This is a genomic window from Vibrio cidicii (assembly GCF_009665415.1).
Lineage (GTDB): Bacteria > Pseudomonadota > Gammaproteobacteria > Enterobacterales > Vibrionaceae > Vibrio > Vibrio cidicii.
Genome location: NZ_CP035921.1, coordinates 540447 through 559786 on the forward strand (window position 1 = coordinate 540447; position 19340 = coordinate 559786).

Genomic DNA, 19340 nt, shown 5'->3' on the forward strand with positions numbered 1-19340 from the left:
TTTTAGGTTCTCAAATATAATAATAAGTTATAACGTGGATAACGTATAAAGAACAGCGAAATTGCAAAGTTTCTATCCCCTCACCGCTCAGGACGCGACCAGACGACTATTTTGTAATCCACGCCTCATTCTTTACTTAGATTCGTAAGTTTTGATTACTAATCCTTTTCAGAACAGCAATAATCACTAAGAATATGATTAATAGGTGCATGAACGCCTTGTGTTCGTGTATCCTTACTTGTTAGCCGTCAATAATAAAAGCAGACACACACAGATATGAATATTGGTTTAATTATCGCTTTGGTCGCCGTATTACTGGTTTTGGTTCTTGGTTACAACATCATGCTCCAGTACAAGGTCAAAGTGGAAACCGCGAAACGACAAGAATCCGCCCGCTATGTCGCTATCATTGATGCCACAGAAGAGCTGATAGGTCATGCGCACCATATTCCTTTTAGCAAGGAATTGCTTGTCTGCCTTAACAATCGCATCTTGGATGCGCTGGAAAACATGGCGGCGTTAGATCCTAAGAGCAAACAACTCGCACAGCGAGTTGAAGGCATGAAGCAGCAAATTGAACATCTGAAGAACAACTATCAAGGCGGCGAAAGCACTGCCTTTAAAGTGCCCACCAGCGACAAGCAAGCCATTGTGATGCTCAAATTGGTTAAGCGTTTGCGTGACACCATCCGAAATGAACACAACAAAGGCCGTTTTGAAACCCAAGCCTACGTAGAAGAAAACGCTCGTTTGGAAACCATGCAGATCCGCATTAACATTGAAAACGTGATTAAACGTGCCAATGACTCGATTGCTCGCGGGCAAGCTGGGACCGCGGTACAGCTGCTGCGTAAAGGCATTGACGTCCTTAGCACCAAAAACGACGCCTACTCCATCCAAGCCAAAGAGAAGCTTGATATGATGCTCAGTGAGCTCGATAAACGTCGTTCCGACAAACACGCTGAAGAGTTGCAGCAGATGGAAGATAAAGAGCGCAATAACGATATGGATGCACTCTTCGGTGACAAGAAAAAGTGGTAGAATCCGCTTACAGGTTTCCAATCAACAAGGTCGCCATTGGCGGCCTTTTTACTTTGTTAGAACAGAACTATGATCAGTCTCGATGCCTATCAGGAGCTACTCGCGCCTATCCACGCTTTTTTGCACTGTGAAACACCGGATGAATGGGTTGAGCAAGCCAAAAAGCCAGAAAATCTAGCCACTATTTTGCTCGATCACTTACTGTGTGAGTTAAAAGCAGGCCAATCTGCCATGTATCTTATCCGCAAATACGCGGTTGATAAAGAAAGCGCACACACACTGCTGGATTGGTTTAAACCCTATGAAGATTTTGCGTACCGGGGGATTGGCTCGATAGACACGCTCAAGGGAGAGAGCAATATTTCTAAAGCGATTATGGCCAAATCGAACTCACCCTACAGCCAAGATCTGATAGATAAGATGGTGTTGCTTATCAAAGAAGAGCTGCATCACTTTTATCAGGTACTGGAAATCATGCAAAGCCGTGGGATTGAATATCAAAGCATTCCGGCCAGTCGCTATGCAAAAGGTTTGCTCTCACACATGAAGACTCACGAACCTGAAACACTGATTGATAAGTTGATCATCGGTGGCTATATCGAGGCCCGCTCTTGTGAACGCTTCGCCAAACTGGCTCCGCACATGGATGATGAAATCGCGAAATTTTACATCTCTTTGCTGCGTTCAGAAGCAAGGCATTACCAAGATTATCTCTCGCTAGCCGAGCAAATCGCAGGAAAAGATATCAGCGCAAGAATCACCTATTTTGGCGAAATCGAAGCGCAGCTTATCTCCTCGCCAGACGATGACTTTAAGTTTCATAGTGGTGTGCCAGCCTTGCGTTAGTGCAACGTAGAACGGTCCTTTGTGCAAAGAAAAGGCCTGCAAATGTGCAGTAATGCCAGTCAGTTAAGCTGACTGGCATTTTTTCTATTTGTCGCGTACTTCTTGGGTTTCAACTTCACCCATCGAGGATAACTTCTATCTTCTCTTCGAGGTGGTAGGATAAACATGGATACATGCTCCAGTAATACTTCATAGTGTTTAGGGAGCTTTCCTGGGCTTGTTAAAGGCAACGCTGCAAAGTATTGCGTCACAGCCATAGCACTGCTCGTAAAGCTCAGTTGATTTGGCCAGACACTATCTAACCTACTTGCCGCTTTTGTCATAACCTGCCTGATAAGGTTATAGGCTAGTAGAATACCCCAGAGCTCCTGCTTAACCATATCTGGACGCTTGCTTCGCAATGTATACTCACTGTCAAGCAAGGTTTCCTTCATTTCCCGATAGCCTAATTCGATTTCCCAGCGATAACGATAGAGCTCTACAATTTCTTCGCCAGGAAAACGTAACCCGTCACGCATTGAGGTAAGTATCTGATACTCTTTACCGTTAATGATTTTCGAGACTAGCCTTGCTTCAACTACATCAGGAAGTTCACTAAACTTCTTTCTTGCCTGAGGAGTGGTTTTAATCGCAACGATTGCATCACTCTTGCTGTACCTATGAACGACTTCATACTGGAAGTCTTTTCTCACAGGAAGCATCCAATGCCTCTCTTGGCCGACTTTGTTCCAGCGGTTCAGCAGTCCCAGAGAGTAATATCCTTTGTCAAAAATAGTCAGAGAATGGTCTGGCGTTTGTTCTATGAGCTCTTCTGCAAGCCGCATTTCGTTGGTTCGATAGTCAGAGAATGCACTATCGATGAGCTGATGGCTTGTAAGCTCCATCAAGCAAACCATGCGTACCTTAGGGTAAATATTTTCAGATGACTGATTACGCTGTGCTTTAAACTCTTGATGATTTTCAGGTGTATCCGCTGTTCTCCAAACGACACCATCGACAGATAGGAGATTGAGTCCACACCAAGTTTCAAATTTAGAAGATTGATAACTCTGAGCCGCCATCGTCTTAAAGACTTGTTTAACACCTTCTTCGCCTAATCTCTGCCTAGCTTGGACAACAGCACTTGGCGCAACAAAACGCCGTTTGTCTGGTAGGACAATATCAAGTTGGTTAGCAATATCCCAAACAGATTGTTGCCGAAAAAGACTCATTCCAACAACGGACCAAAGTACTGCTTCCAAGGGTAAACGTCTTCTTCTAACTGTTGCTACGCCAGCTTTTTCAAAACCTTGCTGGATAAGCTCTGGACTAAGAATTTCAGAGTATTTGTCAAAGTGATGGAAGGTATTGCATGAGCGAAAAGTACTCGCAAGTTGGCTCTCTAAAGACATGAAAAATCCGATATTAGTTTCCTAATATCGGATTTTGAAGCCTTTTGAGGATCGGTCAAATGATCTCAAAAACTTTTCTTAACTGATCGGCATTACTGCAAATGTGCAGGCCTTGATTAATAATATTTACATTTAACTATTCGAAGTCGCTCGCATTTGGCAGTCTATCTAGTAGCTCATAATACTTACCAGCCACCGCACCAATATCGCCTTTTAGGTAAGCTTGGATTAAGTTTAGGTCTTTTGACCATAGATCTTTATCCGCCGATTCTGCCGCTGTATAACCTGCGTACACGTTATCGACAGCAAACATCATATCATCACCATATTCATTAAATATCAGAAGAAAAGCGTCGTAATATGCAGCGTAGACATCGTCAACACTGTGTGCTTTGCCTCCTTTATAGCTAAGTGTTGATGCGACATTATCATACACAATATCGCCAGCTGTTATATTGGCGGTAACAAAGCTATTAAATGAACTAGAAATAAGTTCTACATCTGCTGCGATATCTGCATCGATAGCAACTTTCATTGCGTTTACCATAGGTGCATCAAACAATAGAACCGCATCATGGTACGCAGGTTTAATATCCGTGCGGAATACTCCCCATGCCTTATCAATATTTGATGCAATTGTTGCTAAAACAGCAGCATCGTAACCGTCCAAGTATGTTTTCAAATCGTAACCATCTGAAGTAACGAGTTGGTTTGCATAACTGTAAGCCAGCTTATTAGATTTAGTTGCTACAAACTTCTTACCATCAATAACAAACTCAACTTTGTCACCAGCGATAATGCCATAGCGATCTTGCTGTTTAGTGAACGAATCAAACTGGGCTTTACCACGTGCTTTCACTTTAAAATCGTTCGATTGCATCTGACTTACACCCATATTGAGAATAACGTCAGCAATACGCTCTCGACTGCGATTAGATATTCCAAAGAACGTCCTAATACCGCGTGGCATTGGAGATAGTGACTCCATTTGTTCTGTCAGATGAATATTGACATTAACACCCTTCAGATTCGTATAGGCGTTACCTGCTTTATCCACAAGTTCTACTGGCTTATTCAATGACTTACCAGCCACAATATTCGCCATAATGTTTTCGTATTCCGCTTGAACACCAGGTATATCTAGCAACGAAGCGAAACTGACTTCATCGGTATAGCGATTTGAGTAGCGACGTGCCAAGAAGTAGCTTGCCAATGCTTTATCTGGCCAGTTGCCTAGCACAGAAACCGCGTTCGACCATGGATAATCTGGATCAATGGTACCAATTGACGTTAAGAAACGACCATCTTTCGTTTCTGCGACCGCTTTATATCCAGTGTCTGCATCCTCAATAAACTCCGCAGCTAACTTGTCAAAACAGTTTGCTGCCGCTAAATCGTAATCAGCAGGAATAAGATGTGAATTGTTGTCCAACAATTTGCCCAATGAAACTATTTTTTGCGTACCAGAAGCATTTTCGATCACACACTGATGCTCTGGTGTACGAAGTACATCAAGGAAGAATGCAGCCGCTTTTTGAGCACCATACGCATAATCACAGAACCAAGTATTCGTTGATCTGCCATCCACACAGTAAGTAGGATTTGAAGCTAAGCGTAGCAAGAAATCTCCTGGTTTATCAGTACTCGCGCTGTAACCTAGATTCGTGTAGATATTATCAATACGTTCTAGATCCTCCATTTTGTCTCTAATTGACGACATTTCTGAATAACGACGAACAATGTAGTTTGGATAGTCTGATGAAAATAATCCCCTCGTACTGTATACAGCCAAATTACGACGATCGTAACTATCTAAATAATTTTGCCACTCGTAAGAAACAATCTCATCTAACGTTGTTCCTTCGTCAAAGCGGTTACAATCACTGTTCAGAGAGACATTTTCGTCAGTACAGAAATCGTATTTTTTACGCTCAATCTCGTTTGCTTTATCTAAGTAATAAAGTACGCCATAGCGTGTTTTTGCGTATTCATCGACATTACCGCTCAACGCAGCAGCATCGAAGCGACTAAAGTCACAATTGTAAAGTGATTTACCGTCGTTTTCCCCAGATAGCTTTTCTACTTCTGAGCAGACCATCAGTGACTCATTTGCTGGATTGTTACCAAATTTATAAGCAAAGCTCTCTTCGTAGGCTTTCTTAGCAGCAAGGTAGGCACTATAAGCTGCTTTTTCTTCTTCAGAAGCGTTCGCACTAGGCTCGGCCAACGGTTCTGGTTTTGCAACAGAAGCAGCTTGAATAGTTTCTACTTTTCGACCATAACCAAACTTAAAGGCCGCAATGTCATATAACCCCCATGTTGGTGTCTCATCCAACATGCTTGGTGCGTAGTCCATTGTGGAACTATAGGCAGGAATATTTGTCAATCCTAACTTATGAGCTTGTTCCAAGGTATAATAGTTGGCCTTGTCATTTGACCCTTTGAAGTTATGGCGCAATCCCATATTGTGCCCAAGCTCATGAACCAAAGTATTACTGTATGTAGCGACCGTAATTGCATTCGCTACGATAGTCTGTAAATCTTTAGGTAGTGCTTTCCAACGCTTTAGTTGACGTGAAACCTCATTTCCTGAATCATCCATTTTAATGTCAAAATAGCGATCATCATCTAACTTCAAGTTATCGAGCATTGCTTTACTCGTAGAAGAGACCCACGTTGCCTCAACTGGATACACGTTATTTTCTGACCAAAAAGAGAGTCGGTTTTCTTCAGCAGCAACTACGTCTTCAAAAGCCATATCGTCGCTAAAGTTCTTAACCAGTGACGTTGGATTTTTCGTTGCTAGCCTACCCGGTAACAGTTCTTCTTTACTTATTCTAGGCACTTGACTGTTTTCATCGGCTTCAAGTTTTGCTATTGCCGCCATAGTCGCCAACGATGCCACACGAGATTCAATTTCTGTCTTGGCTTCCTTATCTTCGGTCGACAAGGGATCCAAACCGTTAGTATCCAACTGGTTGCGATTATAAAAACGAGCTAAATTGTCCCAGTTGTAAGGAACCGTCGTGCGTGAAACGCCCGCATACTGGTTGACATGAGCTTTTATGATTTCACCAGTCATCGGGTTTGATACCGAAGGGCCATATCCAAGAAGACCATTTGCTAGCGGTTCATCAACCAAATTGATCACGTTGTAACGTAAGTCACCAGGATGCACACCTGCGGGTTGAGACTTGTTGACAATCTCAATTTCCGGTTTCCCTGCATCTGAGCCAAACACGTTCAGAGCTTGGTTCATTTTTTCAATAGATTGCAGCGTCGCATCTAAGAAGATTTTGTTTTTCTCTTCAAAGAAATTGTCTGTCAGATAGTATTTGATTGATTCTTGGTTTGGATTGAAGCGATTAAGATAAACAACATCGCGATCATACTTGTTAGTAATAGGATTGAGTGCTTTGGTTGCGGTTGCAAAAAAACCGATATCATTTTCATCCCCTACTGGGTACAGAATGGGTTGATAACCTTCGGTAGCAATTGCACTCTCATGCACTAATGAATAGTAGAAACGCGATTTGAACGCGCCATCAACTAACGCATCTTCTGTACCAGCTTTGGTAGCAAAATCGATATAGTCGGTAAGTTTGTCCATATCGACACGGAACGTACGCTCCAATTCAAAGTTGAGAACACCTTTCTTTGGATCGAATTCCCAAGAAATAAGCCTTGGTGTGCCTTGCTCAGAAACACCATCTGTAAGGCCATAAAGATCTTCCATGTTAAACTCGGAGACTTCTAGATCCTCGGGTATAGGCGTAAAGTGTGTTTTCTTTCTATAACTTAAGCTTGCATCATCGTTGACTTCTTCTTCATTAGTACAGTCACCGTAGGAATCTTCTTGGCAACGATATGCAGCGAAATCACCTGGGATAGTCAAAACTTGAGCAAAGTTAACCGTGTCATCATCGGCTACAAACTTGTCATCACCACAATAATTATTTTCATCTTTTGGTAAATGCGCATTTGGATAGTTCTTATCATAGCTGCGTACTTCCAAGCCTTCCTTAGTAAAGCAAAGCTCTACGTAGCGAGGATCGCCTTGTAAGAAAGGGAACTGGTTTAAAGCGAAGCGAGGTGCTGCTCCGGTGGTTGGAACATAAAACCAACGACCATCTTTAAGATCTTTTACCGCGATTTCTTTCGCATCTCTTTCAACATGGTCATAGGCCTGATCATCTGCTCCACAGCCTGCTAATAATGCTGTAATTGCAGATGCAAGAGCTAATCTTTTAAACATCATTTAGAAATCCTTGTTATTTATTTTATTCCTAGAAGGAGAACGTTACTGTTGCTGTATATGAGGCATTCTCTTGATCGAGCAGATCTATATTTCCTATGGTGCCTCTTTCCGCATCTTGATAGAAACCAGAAGATGATGCGGTCAATGTCATCGACCAACTATCACTGAAGCTATAATCTGCATACAGTGAACCTTCGTAGTTCCAACTACTTCTCCGAGTCCCCTGATAACTAACTGTATTCCCTCCAAGTGCAGTTATACCGATAGAAAGAGAATCCCACGATTTTACAGCCGAAGTAGACAACGAATATGTCCACTCGGTAAGTGACTTACCGCCAGCTGTTTTATATTTATGAAAATTCTTTCTCAAACGAGGAGAAATACTAAAGTCAATGTCCCACGCTGTTAGCGTGACAGGAACCGAAAGACGAAACGCTGTTTGCAATTCGTCTTTTTCAGAGGATTCGGAGGTCGGAATAGTGAATTGTCCACTTGCGCCAACTTTTCCAGTCTCACCAAAATTGTAGAGATTCGAATAACTCAGACCTAGAACAGAATCCGTCGCGTAAGTGCCGGTTTCGTCCTCAAAGGCTCGATATCCACCAGTCGAAAAGTAAACTTTGGTGTTGCTAGATAGCTTATAGCTTAGATCACCACTCCAAGAGAGATTGCGAACAGAACGATGATCATCTTTGTTGTAAATGTTTGTATCGTAAGATAGAGAGACGGCTCCACTCACATTACAAACAAAACAAGATGCGCTCTCTTCAGTTTGGGTCGATTCTGCCCCGCTGTTGTCAACCGTATTATCCTCATCGGCCAAGGCTGAGGTTGAGAATAATGCGGCTAATATCACAGCAAGTGGCGTCACCTTCCACTTTGTTGTGTGCTGCATACTTTTTAACTTCCATGAAAATTAAGTTTATTAGAATAAACTTAAAGTTAAACAGTTTATCAATTTTAAAATGCACGTGTCCTTCGTGGCATAATAACCTCGATAAACCTCTTAACCGCAAAGCGTATCTTTGCGATTAAATCCTTATTCATTTTTTACTAATGTAACTAATGCTAAATCAATTGAAATAAATCTGTATTTTAAAAAAGTGCTTTGGCTTATATAGCTTCGCTAGGAAATTTTCCGAGGGAGTTCTCGCTTTTTCTTTCTATACTTTGGATGAGTAATTGGTATAGCAGAAAGCAATTTCTTTGTATATTCATTTTGTGGATTATCATACAGTTCAATCGATTTTCCGTATTCCACTATTTTTCCAAAGTACATGACGGCAACATTATCGGATACTTGTCTCACTACAGATAAATCATGAGAGATAAATATCATGGCCAGATTCATTTCTTGCTGTAGTCTTAAGAGTAAATTAATAATTTGTGCCTGTACGGAAACATCCAACGCCGATACAGATTCATCACAAATAAGTAATTTAGGTTTAAGCGCAATGGCTCGGGCAATACCAATACGTTGACGCTGCCCACCAGAAAACTCATGCGGATAACGGCTGACCGCATTCGCTGGTAGACCGACTTTTTCAAGTAGTTCAACTACCCACTGTTTACGCTCCGCCGCCGTGCCCACTTTATGGATAATAAACGGCTCTTCCAAAATCATGCCTATGGTATGGCGTTGATTGAGCGACTCGAGCGGATCTTGAAAAACAATCTGCATCTCTTTACGCAAAGGACGCATCTCTTTCGGGCTGAGTTGGGTAATATCCCGCCCTTCAAAATAGATTTTGCCTTCAGTGGGCTCGAACAGTTTTAAAATGGTTCGGCCCAAAGTGCTTTTACCACACCCTGATTCGCCCACGAGACCAAGCGTTTCACCACGTTTAACCGAAAGAGATACACCATCAACGGCTTTGACTGTGTACCCTTTGGCAAACAATTTTTTACCCGAAACAAAGTGTTGCTTGAGATTGTCGATTCTCAATATCTCTTCCATGATCACCCTCTGAATTCCGGAAATTTGCTGATATCGATGGGTTTAATCTCAATCAACTGTTTAGGGGCATGCTCTAGGCTCGGCATGAGTCCCATTAAGCGCTCTGTGTACGGGTGCTTGGGTGCATCAAACAGCTCAAAGACGTCCGCATACTCGACGATTTTTCCTGCATACATGACTGCAACATCGTCACAAATCTCCGCTACCACCCCGAGATCGTGAGTGATAAAAACGACGGCCATACCCGTTTCCTGTTGCAACTCATTGATCAGATCAAGAATTGATGCCTGTACAGTCACATCCAGCGCTGTAGTCGGCTCATCACAGATCAATATTTCAGGCTTGCAAGCCAACGCCATAGCGATCATGACACGTTGTCTCATGCCGCCAGAAAGGTTATGGGGATACTCATCCAAACGCTTCTCCGGCATCGGGATATGCACTTTTTTCAGCATCTCCAATGCATGACTGCGGCGCTCACTGCGGCTCAATTCTGGGCGGTGCAGTTTAAGCACTTCCATCAATTGTTTGCCGACCGTGTGCACTGGGTTCAGCGCCGTCATAGGGTCTTGGAAGATGATAGAAATGCGATCACCACGCATGGCGTACATTTCTTGTGCCGGTAGCGCAGCCAAGTTTTTCCCACGGTAAAGGATCTCGCCGCCGATGATCCGCCCATAAGGTTTCGGTAATAACCCCATGATGGACATCGAGGTGACACTTTTACCGCATCCTGACTCCCCCACTAGGCCCAGTGTGCGGCCTTTTTTGACATCAAAACTGACGCCATGCAGCACTTGCACAGGCCCGCTGTCTGTTAGAAATTCAGTCTCTAAGTTTCTGACACTTAGTACAGCTTCACTGTCCATCTTCCTGACCCTATATCCTTTAGTTACAGCTTAAATCTGTCGTCAACAACCGTGACTTCAGGGAACGTCTTGCCAGCTTTCATCGCTTTTTCTGTCTCTTTTTTCACCTCTTGATCGATCCAGAAGTTGCTGATTTCCATAGGATGGAAGAAATCTTCGGTTTTCTTCGTCATTGGATTTGCTGGCATTTTCAGCCAACGCCAGTGAATTGCTCGGGTATAGGGCACCATATATCCAGGAACAATAATGGCTGCGTCACTAACGTAGTCCTGAATTTGATGAGAGAGCTGGTAGCGTTTTTGCTCGTCAAACTCCGCATCATAAGCTTCGATCAGCTTATCCAATTCAGGACTGCTGAAGTTCGTGTGGGCGTTGGTTTGCGGTTTATTCGCGTTGTCCGAATGGAGGTATTCCCAATAAGCCGGAATTTCACCCGACCCCATATTGAGGAAAGCCAGTTGATGCTTTTTCTCCAAAATGTATTTAAATGCCGAAGAGCCATCGACCAGATTTAAGGTAAACTCCAAGCCTGCGAGTTTGGCTTGCTCTTTAAGATAAGCAATACGCGGCGTCCAGCTTTGGTAACCGTAGGTGATGGCAAAAGACAAGCGCTGACCTTTGTCATTCATGCGAATGCCATCAGGGCCAATCACGTTAAACCCCGCTTTTTCAAAATGTGCTATCGCTTTCTCAGCACTAAATTCTGGCGCTTTATTGTCTGCTTTGTCGTATTCACCATGTCCAAATCCTAGGCCGTGAGGTTTACGCGAATAATCACCACGCATGATGTTTTCGATCATGCCATCGTAGTCAGTGGCAAACATCAATCCTTTACGCACTTCTAAGTTATCAAGCAGCGGCATGGCGGTGTTGATCCACAAACCACCCGCGCCTTGGGAAGCTTGGTTGAATCCCCAGAATTTATGAATGTAACCGTTTTTAAAACCTTCAGAATCGGCTTTGCTGTGCCAATATTCAGGTAGCACCATATCGAAATAGTCTAGGTTGCCTTTCTCGAAATGTTTCAACGCGATGTCTTGGTCACGAATGATGCTGATACGCACCTTGTCAACATTGTAGCGATTTTGGTAGTAACGATTGTGGTAACCCCACCAGTTCTTTACATGCTTGAAAGTGACACGCTTACCTTTGTCTACATCATCCATGTAGTATGGCGCTGTGGTTGGCTCAGCTTTGAAGTTGTAAGCTCGTACGAAATCGTCTGGCATACCGTCGTTATTTTCGTCTTTAGCACCTTTGAAAAAGTGCTGTGGACGGGGCTGTAAGCCGTTACTTGGCATATTGATCAACACCATCAAAGCATCGGCGCTTTGTGCCGTTGACGTTTTGATCGCGATAGTGTGATCGTCAAACTTCACCACTTCTTTGATGCTGTTAGTGAAGAAGTCGTTGTACCAAGGATCAATAATGTCTTTTGATTGGTAGTATTTCATCATAAAGACATAGTCGTCGGCGGTTACTTTCTCACCGTCAGACCACTTAGCGTTTTTGTCCAGTTTGAAGTAAACCGTTTTATTGTCGGCATCAAACGCCCACGCTTCTGCTAATTGTGGTATCCACTTACCTGTGTTTGGATGACGCTGAGCCAATTTGGGCGCACCATCCATAAAGTAGTGACGCAGACCGGAGTTAGCATCCGGGCCAACGCTACGCAATGTTTGCGGAAAACTGGTCAAGTATGTACGCAGTGTCCCACCTTGTTTCGCTTCCGGTGAGGCGAATAGCGGTTCCTCGTTATTGCTGATCCAATTGATATCAGCAGGCAAGCTCTGTGCGTGAAGATTAAAACTGACTGCCGCTAACGCAGCAAAAACGGACAGCGCCACTCTATTATTTTTCATTTCTGTTTCTTCCTTGTTTTGGCGTTTCTATACGTATCTGGTGAATTTCTTAGGATCAAATGCCGCGCGGATCGCTTCGCCTATAAACGTCACCATGACGAGAATGGCAACGATGGAAGTGACCACGGACGAGACTATCCAAGGTGAATCCAGATTCGACTTTCCTTGTTGTAACAACTCACCCCAACTTGGCGTTGGTGGCATCAGACCTAACCCCAAATAATCCAGCGCAGTCAGCGCCGTGATATTCCCGGCAATGGTAAATGGAGCGAGCGTGACAATCATCACCATGGTATTTGGCAAGATGTGGTGCATTAAAATACGCCAAGTAGACGCCCCCAACGCTTTCGCAGCCAGAACATATTCTCGAGCCGACTCTTTATAGGTCATGGTACGCATGTACCACGTCATCCCCATCCAACCAAATAGTACGTTTATCGCCACAAAGAGGGCAAAAGTGGGTTGTGTAATGGAGACCAAAATCATGATGACATAGAGAAAAGGCACCATAGACCAAACTTCGATAAGCCGCTGAACAAAAAGGTCGAACTTACCCCCAAAGAAACCCATCGCGCAGCCGACAACGGTGCCTATGGCATAGGAGACCGCCATCGTCACCAGAGCGAACCCCATCGCAGTTCGAAAGCCATACACCAATCTGGCTAGAATATCGCGGCCAATTACGTCGGTGCCGAGGTAGTGTTTGGCTTGGGCATCTGGTGCAACAGGCGGGAAATCACCGCTAAAATCTTGCTCGTAAGGGTTCCATGGCACCAGTGGCATCAGCACGAAATTGGAGCCACCTTCTTGTGCAAATTGCTTTTTCAAGCTGCGGTAGTCCGTTTCGCTTGAATAGTCCAAGCCAAAATCGCTACCTGGGCGAACATCACTCACCACAGGGAAAAACCAATCGCCGTTATATTTCACCACCAGCGCTTTGCTGTTGACGAGAAATTCAGCAAACAGCGAAAGCACCAGCAAAGTGACCAAGATGATGAATGACCAGTAACCACGCTTAATCTCTTTAAATGCACGAATTTTCTTCTGTGTTAAAGGGCTTACATTGATCATCATGCGCCGAACCTCACTCGTGGATCCGTTAGCGCTACGCAGAGATCCGATAAAATATTTCCAACCATCAACATGACTGCATTAATTGCCACAATTCCCATCACAACGGGATAATCCCGTTCAATGATCGACTCATAACCGAGTAAACCAATTCCGTCGATATTAAAAATAACTTCAATTAAGAAGGAGCCCGTCATGAAGAACAACAATGAATTACCAAAGTGGCTGGCAATAGGAATTAAACTATTTTGCAGAGCATGCTTACGTACCGCTTTTTGAAATGGTAGGCCTTTAGCAATCGCGGTACGAATATAATCGGAAGACAGGTTCTCCATTAGGCTATTTTTCATCGTCATGGTTAAGGTGGCAAAATCACCAATTAAATAGCAGATGAGCGGCAATATTGCGTGCCACATAATATCTTTCACTTGTTCTAAAAATGTTTCGTAATCGGAAAAATCATCCCCGACAAATCCGCCCATTGGAAACCATTCAAGGTGGTATGCAAAGACAGTAATAAGAAAAACGCCCACTACATAGCCAGGCAAAGCATAACCCACGAAGATAAGAATGGAAGAGGTTGAATCAAATACAGAGCCGTGCTTGATCGCTTTAAAATAACCCAGAGGGATGGAGATGAAATAGCTGATAAAAAAGGTCATACCACCGTAAAATAGCGAAACAGGCAGACGTTCAGCGATCATGGTACCAACGGGTTCGTAATAGCGTGTCGATTCGCCGAAATCCAAAACCAATAATCGGCTAAGCCACTCTGCGTATGCTTCAAAGACGGGTTTATCTAAGCCGTAAAAGGCATTGAGTTCGGCCATTTGCTCTTCAGAAAGTGCCGAGTTATTTCCTGCAACATTGACTGTCGCGGTGTCATTGCCAGAATGCATGCTTGCTAACATACGCTCCACTGGCCCGCCAGGGACAAATCGCGTAATCGCAAAAATGAGAATAGTGATGCCGAGAAACGTAGGGACAATTAAGGCCATACGTCGGAGGATATACGATAACACCTACAACGAGCTCCATGCTGTGACAAATCAGTTCCAAAAGTTGCAACAATCCCGTTACAACAAAATCATGACCAAGCAGAAGGTACTCGATCACCTCAGCCGCCATGATTTGACAGCTAAGCATGCATTTAAAACAAAATACTGAACTGATATCAAATTCGAAACTGCTAATATGCCTGTCACATTAGCTTCACATCTTGAATAGATAATCACGGATCTTTGCTATCTTTCTCTTCTGTACTATTGAACTAGTCAATAGTTTCCCTTTTCATCAAGGTTTACCGAGCTATCTCCTCCTGAAAAAACAAAAAAAGCACAAATAAAATTCATTATTTGTGCTTTTTTATGCATTAAAAACTTTTTATAAATATACGCAAATAATGCGATCTATTTCACACTACACTCTCATAAGTATCACATGGCGAACCCATGAAACTAGAGAAGACTTGTATTTATAGACTCTAGTACATCTGCTGGGCTTGCTGCTTGAGTGATTGGTCTGCCAATCACTAAGTAATCGGATCCTGCGGCGATTGCTTCAACCGGAGTCATAATACGCCGTTGATCCCCTTGCTCTGAACCCTGAGGACGGATACCTGGAGTGACTAATTTAAACTCTTGTCCTAAGTTTTGTTTCAATAGCGTTGCTTCTTGTGCCGAGCAGACTACACCATCCAAACCTGCATTTTTTGTCAAAGAAGCCAAACGCATCACTTGCTGCTGAGGCTCAATATCTAAGCCAACACCTGCCAGATCGCTCTGTTCCATGCTGGTCAGCACAGTAACCCCAATTAAAAGCGGCCTTTCTTTTCCGTACGGCAGTAGAATCTCTCGAGCAGCACTCATCATACGTTCACCGCCACTGGCGTGAACGTTTACCATCCATACCCCTAACTCCGCGGCCGCCCTCACTGCTTTGGCACAGGTATTTGGGATATCGTGAAATTTCAAATCCAAAAAGACAGAGAAACCACGCTTGTGTAATTCACGAACGAAATCCGGACCAAATAGTGTAAACATCTCCTTGCCGACTTTCAGGCGACATGACATGGGATCAATTCTGTCCACAAAGGCTAACGCGTCAGCTTGATTGTCATAGTCTAAAGCCACGATAACTTTTTGGTCGATCATTTCATCTCCTAATATACTCATTGCTAAAAAAATGCAGCTGGTACTTTGATACCAACTGCATTAAAACTATTCACCGTCCAATCCTCGGATTGGCTTAATCGTCCCCCACCCCTTACAAGAGGGGCAATGCCAATACAGTGAGTGGGTGGAAAAGCCACATTTTCGACATCGATAGTGAGGTTTGACTTTCAGTTGTTCACCCACCATGGCTTGCAAGGTGGTCAAGCTCTCTTTTGCTCGTCCTTCTTCCGCTTCCGTGAGGTGGTAATCCATCAAACGGTAGAAGCCTTTCATAGTTGGGTTTTTAATCAGTTGTCTGGTGAGCAACTCTTGAGCCGCAGCAACGCTTTCGTGATGTGCGACAAGCTGAGCTAGCATCAATTCTGCCGATACGCCCGCTTTCTTATTGATACATTCACGAAGAAATTCCACCAGCTCATCTTCTTGCCCTAAGTGATGGTAGCATTCAGCCAATATAGGCAATGCTTCACTGACAAAGTCGGGATCTTGCTCAAGCACAGCGGTCAGGTGCTGGATGGTTTTGCGATACTCTTCAGTATCGAGATAGATACGTCCAAGTGAGATCGAAGCACGAACACATTTCGGATCTTCTGCTAAGGCTTTCTTAAAATGGCTAATCGCTTTGGTGCGATTGCCATCTGCCTGTTCCAACATCGCCAGCTCACACCAGTAATGCGCAATACTTTTACGTATCGACGTTTTGCCTGTTTTGAGTAACAAATGAGCATAGTGAATGGCTTTCTCCCACTCACGAGTCTGTTGATAGATGCTCACCAGCTGCTGCAAAGCCGCATCACGATGATCCGGTTCTTCGACAAGTTGCTCAAAAATCTTTTCAGCTCGATCTAAAAAACCCGAAGCCATGTAATCTTTCGCTAACTGTTGCAGAGCTAGGTTTTTTTGATCCAATGTCAGGCCGGAGCGAGAGATAAGGTTTTGGTGAATACGAATCGCACGATCAACCTCACCTCGAGAGCGAAACAGATTGCCCAAAGCTAGATGTGTATCAATCGTTTCATTATCGACCTGCAGTAGCTCAATGAAGTGATCCACCGCTTTATCTGATTGATCAGATAAGAGTAGATTAAGACCCGTCATGTATTGCTGGGAGATCTGATGAGAGTGTTTCCGCTTGTCATCCTGTGCGCTACGATGGCCCATATACCATCCGTAAGCTGCCGCTATCGGGAGTAACAAGAAGAGTAATTCAAGCATTCAGCTAACTTGTCCTTAGGCTTGCTTTTCCATTTGGGTATTCTGTTTTTTCAACTGCTTGTTCAATTTGCGTAACTTCAGTTGCATCTTAAATTGGATACTCGCAAAGATGGCCCAAGAGAGCGCAAATCCTGCAACAAAAACCACACCAAGCAACGTTGATAAATGGAAATCACCTTTTGCCAAAAGATAGTTAAATGTAACAACTTGCTGATTTTGCGAGCCTAAAGCCAGAGCTATAAGAAAGAGAGCTATAACAGCAATGATTTTTATAATTTTCATGTTTCATCACCCTTCGAGTGTTAGCCGATAGATTATGCAGGAAAACGATTCTCCAGACCACGGATAATAGCAATTATCTAATCATAAAAAAGCGGCATACGCTAAGTATGCCGCTTTTCGTCAATATTCTGTTCACTTAGCCAAGATTTACGCGCTCACGTAACTCTTTGCCCGGTTTAAAGTGTGGAACGTGCTTACCTTCCAATTCCACTTTGTCACCTGTTTTAGGATTTCGGCCAACTCTTGGCTCACGGTAATGAAGTGAGAAACTACCAAAACCACGAATCTCAATACGATCGCCACTTTCTAAAGTCGAAGCCATGTGCTCCAGAATATCTTTGACAGCATCTTCAATCTCTTTTGCTGACAGATGCGTCTGCTCAGCACAGAGTCTTTCAATCAACTCAGACTTAGTCATAGTTTCCCCTTCGAGTCATTTTACCACTCATTATAGTAAGTAATATCAATTCCAACAAACACTTGCTACAAAATGTAGTGAAAAATCCACCACCCAACTACCTCTTTTAAAGATAAGTGTAGATTTATCAGCAAAACTATCAAGACTCTGTGTAAATATCTTCTGAAATCAATACTATGATTTTGAATTTGTGTGACGCGCAGACAAAAAAAAGGAGCCTTGCGGCCCCTTTTCTAAGACGTAAATTATTCGCCTTTAGCTGCTTTGAAAGCGTCAGCCATTGCATTACCAAACGCAGCGTCGTCCGCTTTGTTGATAGTTGCCATTGCTTCTTGCTCTTCAGCTTCGTCTTTCGCTTTGATAGACAGGTTGATTACGCGGTTCTTACGGTCAACGCCAGTAAATTTCGCTTCAACTTTGTCACCAACGCTCAGGATCAGTGATGCATCTTCGATACGGTCACGTGATACTTCAGAAGCGCGGATGTAACCTTCAACGCCATCTTCTAGCTCGATGGTTGCGCCTTTAGCGTCAACTGCAGTTACAGTACCGTTTACTAGAACGCCTTTCTTGTTGTCAGCTACATAAGCATTGAATGGGTCATTTTCCATTTGCTTAACGCCTAGAGAAATACGCTCACGCTCAGCGTCTACAGCTAGAACTACTGCAGAGATTTCATCGCCTTTCTTGAATTCACGAACTGCTTCTTCTCCTGGTACGTTCCAAGAGATATCAGACAGGTGAACTAGACCGTCGATGCCGCCATCTAGACCGATGAAGATACCGAAGTCAGTGATAGACTTGATCTTACCAGTAACTTTGTCGCCTTTAGCTTGAGCTTCAGCGAATGACTGCCATGGGTTAGCTTTACACTGTTTCAGACCTAGAGAGATACGACGACGTTCTTCGTCGATTTCCAGAACCATAACCTCAACTTCGTCGCCAACATTAACAACTTTAGATGGGTGGATGTTCTTGTTAGTCCAATCCATTTCAGAAACGTGTACTAGACCTTCAACGCCTTCTTCGATTTCAACGAAACAGCCGTAGTCAGTTAGGTTAGTAACGCGACCAGACAGTTTGTGACCTTCTGGGTAACGCTTAGCGATTGCTACCCATAGATCTTCGCCTAGTTGCTTCAGACCTAGTGATACGCGAGTGCGATCACGATCGAACTTAAGAACTTTAACTAGGATCTCGTCACCAACGTTAACGATTTCAGATGGGTGCTTAACACGCTTCCACGCCATGTCAGTGATGTGTAGCAGGCCGTCAACGCCACCTAGATCTACGAACGCACCGTAGTCAGTTAGGTTCTTAACGATACCTTTAACTTCGCTGCCTTCTTGTAGAGTTTCTAGAAGTTCGTCACGCTCTACGCTGCTTTCAGATTCGATAACAGCACGACGAGAAACAACTACGTTGTTACGCTTTTGATCAAGTTTGATAACTTTGAACTCTAGCTCTTTGTTTTCTAGGTGAGCAGTGTCACGGATAGGACGTACGTCTACTAGAGAACCAGGAAGGAAAGCACGGATACCGTTTAGTTCAACAGTGAAACCGCCTTTAACTTTACCGTTGATGATACCAACAACAGTTTCAGCTTCTTCGTAAGCTTTCTCAAGAACGATCCAAGCTTCGTGACGCTTCGCTTTCTCACGAGAAAGTTGAGTTTCACCGAAACCGTCTTCTACAGCGTCCAGAGCAACGTCTACTTCAGAACCAACTTCAACTTCAAGTTCGCCAGCAGCGTTCTTGAACTGTTCAGCAGGGATTGCAGACTCAGACTTAAGACCAGCGTCAACAAGAACGTAGCCGTTTTCGATAGCAACTACAGTACCTTTAACGATAGTACCTTGTTGGAATTGGGTCTCGTTTAGAAACTCTTCAAAGAGTTGAGCAAAAGATTCAGTCATTTATTTAATCTTCAAAAAATTAAACTTCCATGGGTATCCT

The 19340-nt window shown here is 43.6% G+C and carries 15 protein-coding genes; 2 read left to right on the forward strand and 13 right to left on the reverse strand.

The window, feature by feature from the left end; translation table 11 throughout:
• Positions 1-276 precede the first annotated feature (276 nt).
• Together EWA64_RS03475 and miaE are read left to right on the forward strand one after the other, a co-directional pair.
• Entirely contained in the window at positions 277-1041 is a 765-nt protein-coding gene (locus EWA64_RS03475) for a hypothetical protein (protein ID WP_061895512.1), read from the forward strand.
• Between the two features lie 69 nt (positions 1042-1110).
• Positions 1111-1887, forward strand: a complete 777-nt coding sequence (gene miaE / locus EWA64_RS03480; RefSeq protein ID WP_061895511.1) for a tRNA isopentenyl-2-thiomethyl-A-37 hydroxylase MiaE — start codon at positions 1111-1113, stop codon at positions 1885-1887.
• 59 nt (positions 1888-1946) lie between these two features.
• Here the strand turns inward: miaE and EWA64_RS03485 are convergent, their stop codons facing one another.
• The 13 genes from EWA64_RS03485 to rpsA all read right to left on the reverse strand — a co-directional run bounded on the left by EWA64_RS03485 (position 1947) and on the right by rpsA (position 19300).
• Positions 1947-3278, reverse strand: coding sequence for an IS4 family transposase (locus EWA64_RS03485; RefSeq protein WP_065819977.1), 1332 nt, complete (start codon positions 3276-3278; stop codon positions 1947-1949).
• A 136-nt stretch (positions 3279-3414) separates the two neighbouring features.
• Positions 3415-7533 (reverse strand): zinc-dependent metalloprotease, encoded by a 4119-nt coding sequence (locus EWA64_RS03490; RefSeq protein ID WP_061893530.1) that lies wholly within the window; start codon positions 7531-7533, stop codon positions 3415-3417.
• A 31-nt stretch (positions 7534-7564) separates the two neighbouring features.
• Positions 7565-8431: a hypothetical protein gene (locus EWA64_RS03495; protein ID WP_061893464.1), complete on the reverse strand. Its 867-nt coding sequence runs from the start codon at positions 8429-8431 to the stop codon at positions 7565-7567.
• Between the two features lie 231 nt (positions 8432-8662).
• Positions 8663-9493, reverse strand: a complete 831-nt coding sequence (locus EWA64_RS03500; RefSeq protein WP_039432666.1) for an ABC transporter ATP-binding protein — start codon at positions 9491-9493, stop codon at positions 8663-8665.
• Positions 9494-9495: 2 nt separating this feature from the next.
• Positions 9496-10362, reverse strand: a complete 867-nt coding sequence (locus EWA64_RS03505; protein ID WP_061893465.1) for an ABC transporter ATP-binding protein — start codon at positions 10360-10362, stop codon at positions 9496-9498.
• Between the two features lie 23 nt (positions 10363-10385).
• Positions 10386-12224, reverse strand: coding sequence for an extracellular solute-binding protein (locus EWA64_RS03510; RefSeq protein ID WP_061893466.1), 1839 nt, complete (start codon positions 12222-12224; stop codon positions 10386-10388).
• A gap of 27 nt (positions 12225-12251) precedes the next feature.
• Positions 12252-13295: an ABC transporter permease gene (locus tag EWA64_RS03515; RefSeq protein ID WP_061893531.1), complete on the reverse strand. Its 1044-nt coding sequence runs from the start codon at positions 13293-13295 to the stop codon at positions 12252-12254.
• Complete coding sequence (locus tag EWA64_RS03520; RefSeq protein WP_065861075.1) at positions 13295-14317, reverse strand: ABC transporter permease subunit; 1023 nt, start codon at positions 14315-14317, stop codon at positions 13295-13297. Before EWA64_RS03520 ends, EWA64_RS03515 begins: the two co-directional genes overlap by 1 nt.
• A 435-nt stretch (positions 14318-14752) precedes the next feature.
• On the reverse strand, positions 14753-15448 hold the full coding sequence (gene pyrF / locus EWA64_RS03525) for an orotidine-5'-phosphate decarboxylase (RefSeq protein ID WP_039443351.1): 696 nt from the start codon (positions 15446-15448) through the stop codon (positions 14753-14755).
• A gap of 66 nt (positions 15449-15514) precedes the next feature.
• On the reverse strand, positions 15515-16684 hold the full coding sequence (gene lapB / locus EWA64_RS03530; protein WP_061893468.1) for a lipopolysaccharide assembly protein LapB: 1170 nt from the start codon (positions 16682-16684) through the stop codon (positions 15515-15517).
• A gap of 15 nt (positions 16685-16699) precedes the next feature.
• Positions 16700-16966, reverse strand: a complete 267-nt coding sequence (locus EWA64_RS03535) for a LapA family protein (protein WP_039429761.1) — start codon at positions 16964-16966, stop codon at positions 16700-16702.
• 136 nt (positions 16967-17102) lie between these two features.
• The gene (ihfB, locus tag EWA64_RS03540; protein ID WP_039429764.1) at positions 17103-17384 is read right to left on the reverse strand and encodes an integration host factor subunit beta; all 282 of its coding nucleotides are present in this window, start codon (positions 17382-17384) and stop codon (positions 17103-17105) included.
• A 245-nt stretch (positions 17385-17629) separates the two neighbouring features.
• A complete protein-coding gene (gene rpsA, locus EWA64_RS03545) occupies positions 17630-19300 on the reverse strand; it encodes a 30S ribosomal protein S1 (protein ID WP_369435815.1) in 1671 nt (556 codons plus the stop codon).
• Positions 19301-19340: the final 40 nt, after the last annotated feature.

Coding starts and splice junctions, on each gene's coding strand:
- EWA64_RS03475 (WP_061895512.1), top strand. CDS start 277: ATGAATATTGGTTTAATTATCGCTTTGGTCGCCGTATTACTGGTTTTG.
- miaE (WP_061895511.1), top strand. CDS start 1,111: ATGATCAGTCTCGATGCCTATCAGGAGCTACTCGCGCCTATCCACGCT.
- EWA64_RS03485 (WP_065819977.1), bottom strand. CDS start 3,278: ATGTCTTTAGAGAGCCAACTTGCGAGTACTTTTCGCTCATGCAATACC.
- EWA64_RS03490 (WP_061893530.1), bottom strand. CDS start 7,533: ATGTTTAAAAGATTAGCTCTTGCATCTGCAATTACAGCATTATTAGCA.
- EWA64_RS03495 (WP_061893464.1), bottom strand. CDS start 8,431: ATGCAGCACACAACAAAGTGGAAGGTGACGCCACTTGCTGTGATATTA.
- EWA64_RS03500 (WP_039432666.1), bottom strand. CDS start 9,493: ATGGAAGAGATATTGAGAATCGACAATCTCAAGCAACACTTTGTTTCG.
- EWA64_RS03505 (WP_061893465.1), bottom strand. CDS start 10,362: ATGGACAGTGAAGCTGTACTAAGTGTCAGAAACTTAGAGACTGAATTT.
- EWA64_RS03510 (WP_061893466.1), bottom strand. CDS start 12,224: ATGAAAAATAATAGAGTGGCGCTGTCCGTTTTTGCTGCGTTAGCGGCA.
- EWA64_RS03515 (WP_061893531.1), bottom strand. CDS start 13,295: ATGATCAATGTAAGCCCTTTAACACAGAAGAAAATTCGTGCATTTAAA.
- pyrF (WP_039443351.1), bottom strand. CDS start 15,448: ATGATCGACCAAAAAGTTATCGTGGCTTTAGACTATGACAATCAAGCT.
- lapB (WP_061893468.1), bottom strand. CDS start 16,684: ATGCTTGAATTACTCTTCTTGTTACTCCCGATAGCGGCAGCTTACGGA.
- EWA64_RS03535 (WP_039429761.1), bottom strand. CDS start 16,966: ATGAAAATTATAAAAATCATTGCTGTTATAGCTCTCTTTCTTATAGCT.
- ihfB (WP_039429764.1), bottom strand. CDS start 17,384: ATGACTAAGTCTGAGTTGATTGAAAGACTCTGTGCTGAGCAGACGCAT.
- rpsA (WP_369435815.1), bottom strand. CDS start 19,300: ATGACTGAATCTTTTGCTCAACTCTTTGAAGAGTTTCTAAACGAGACC.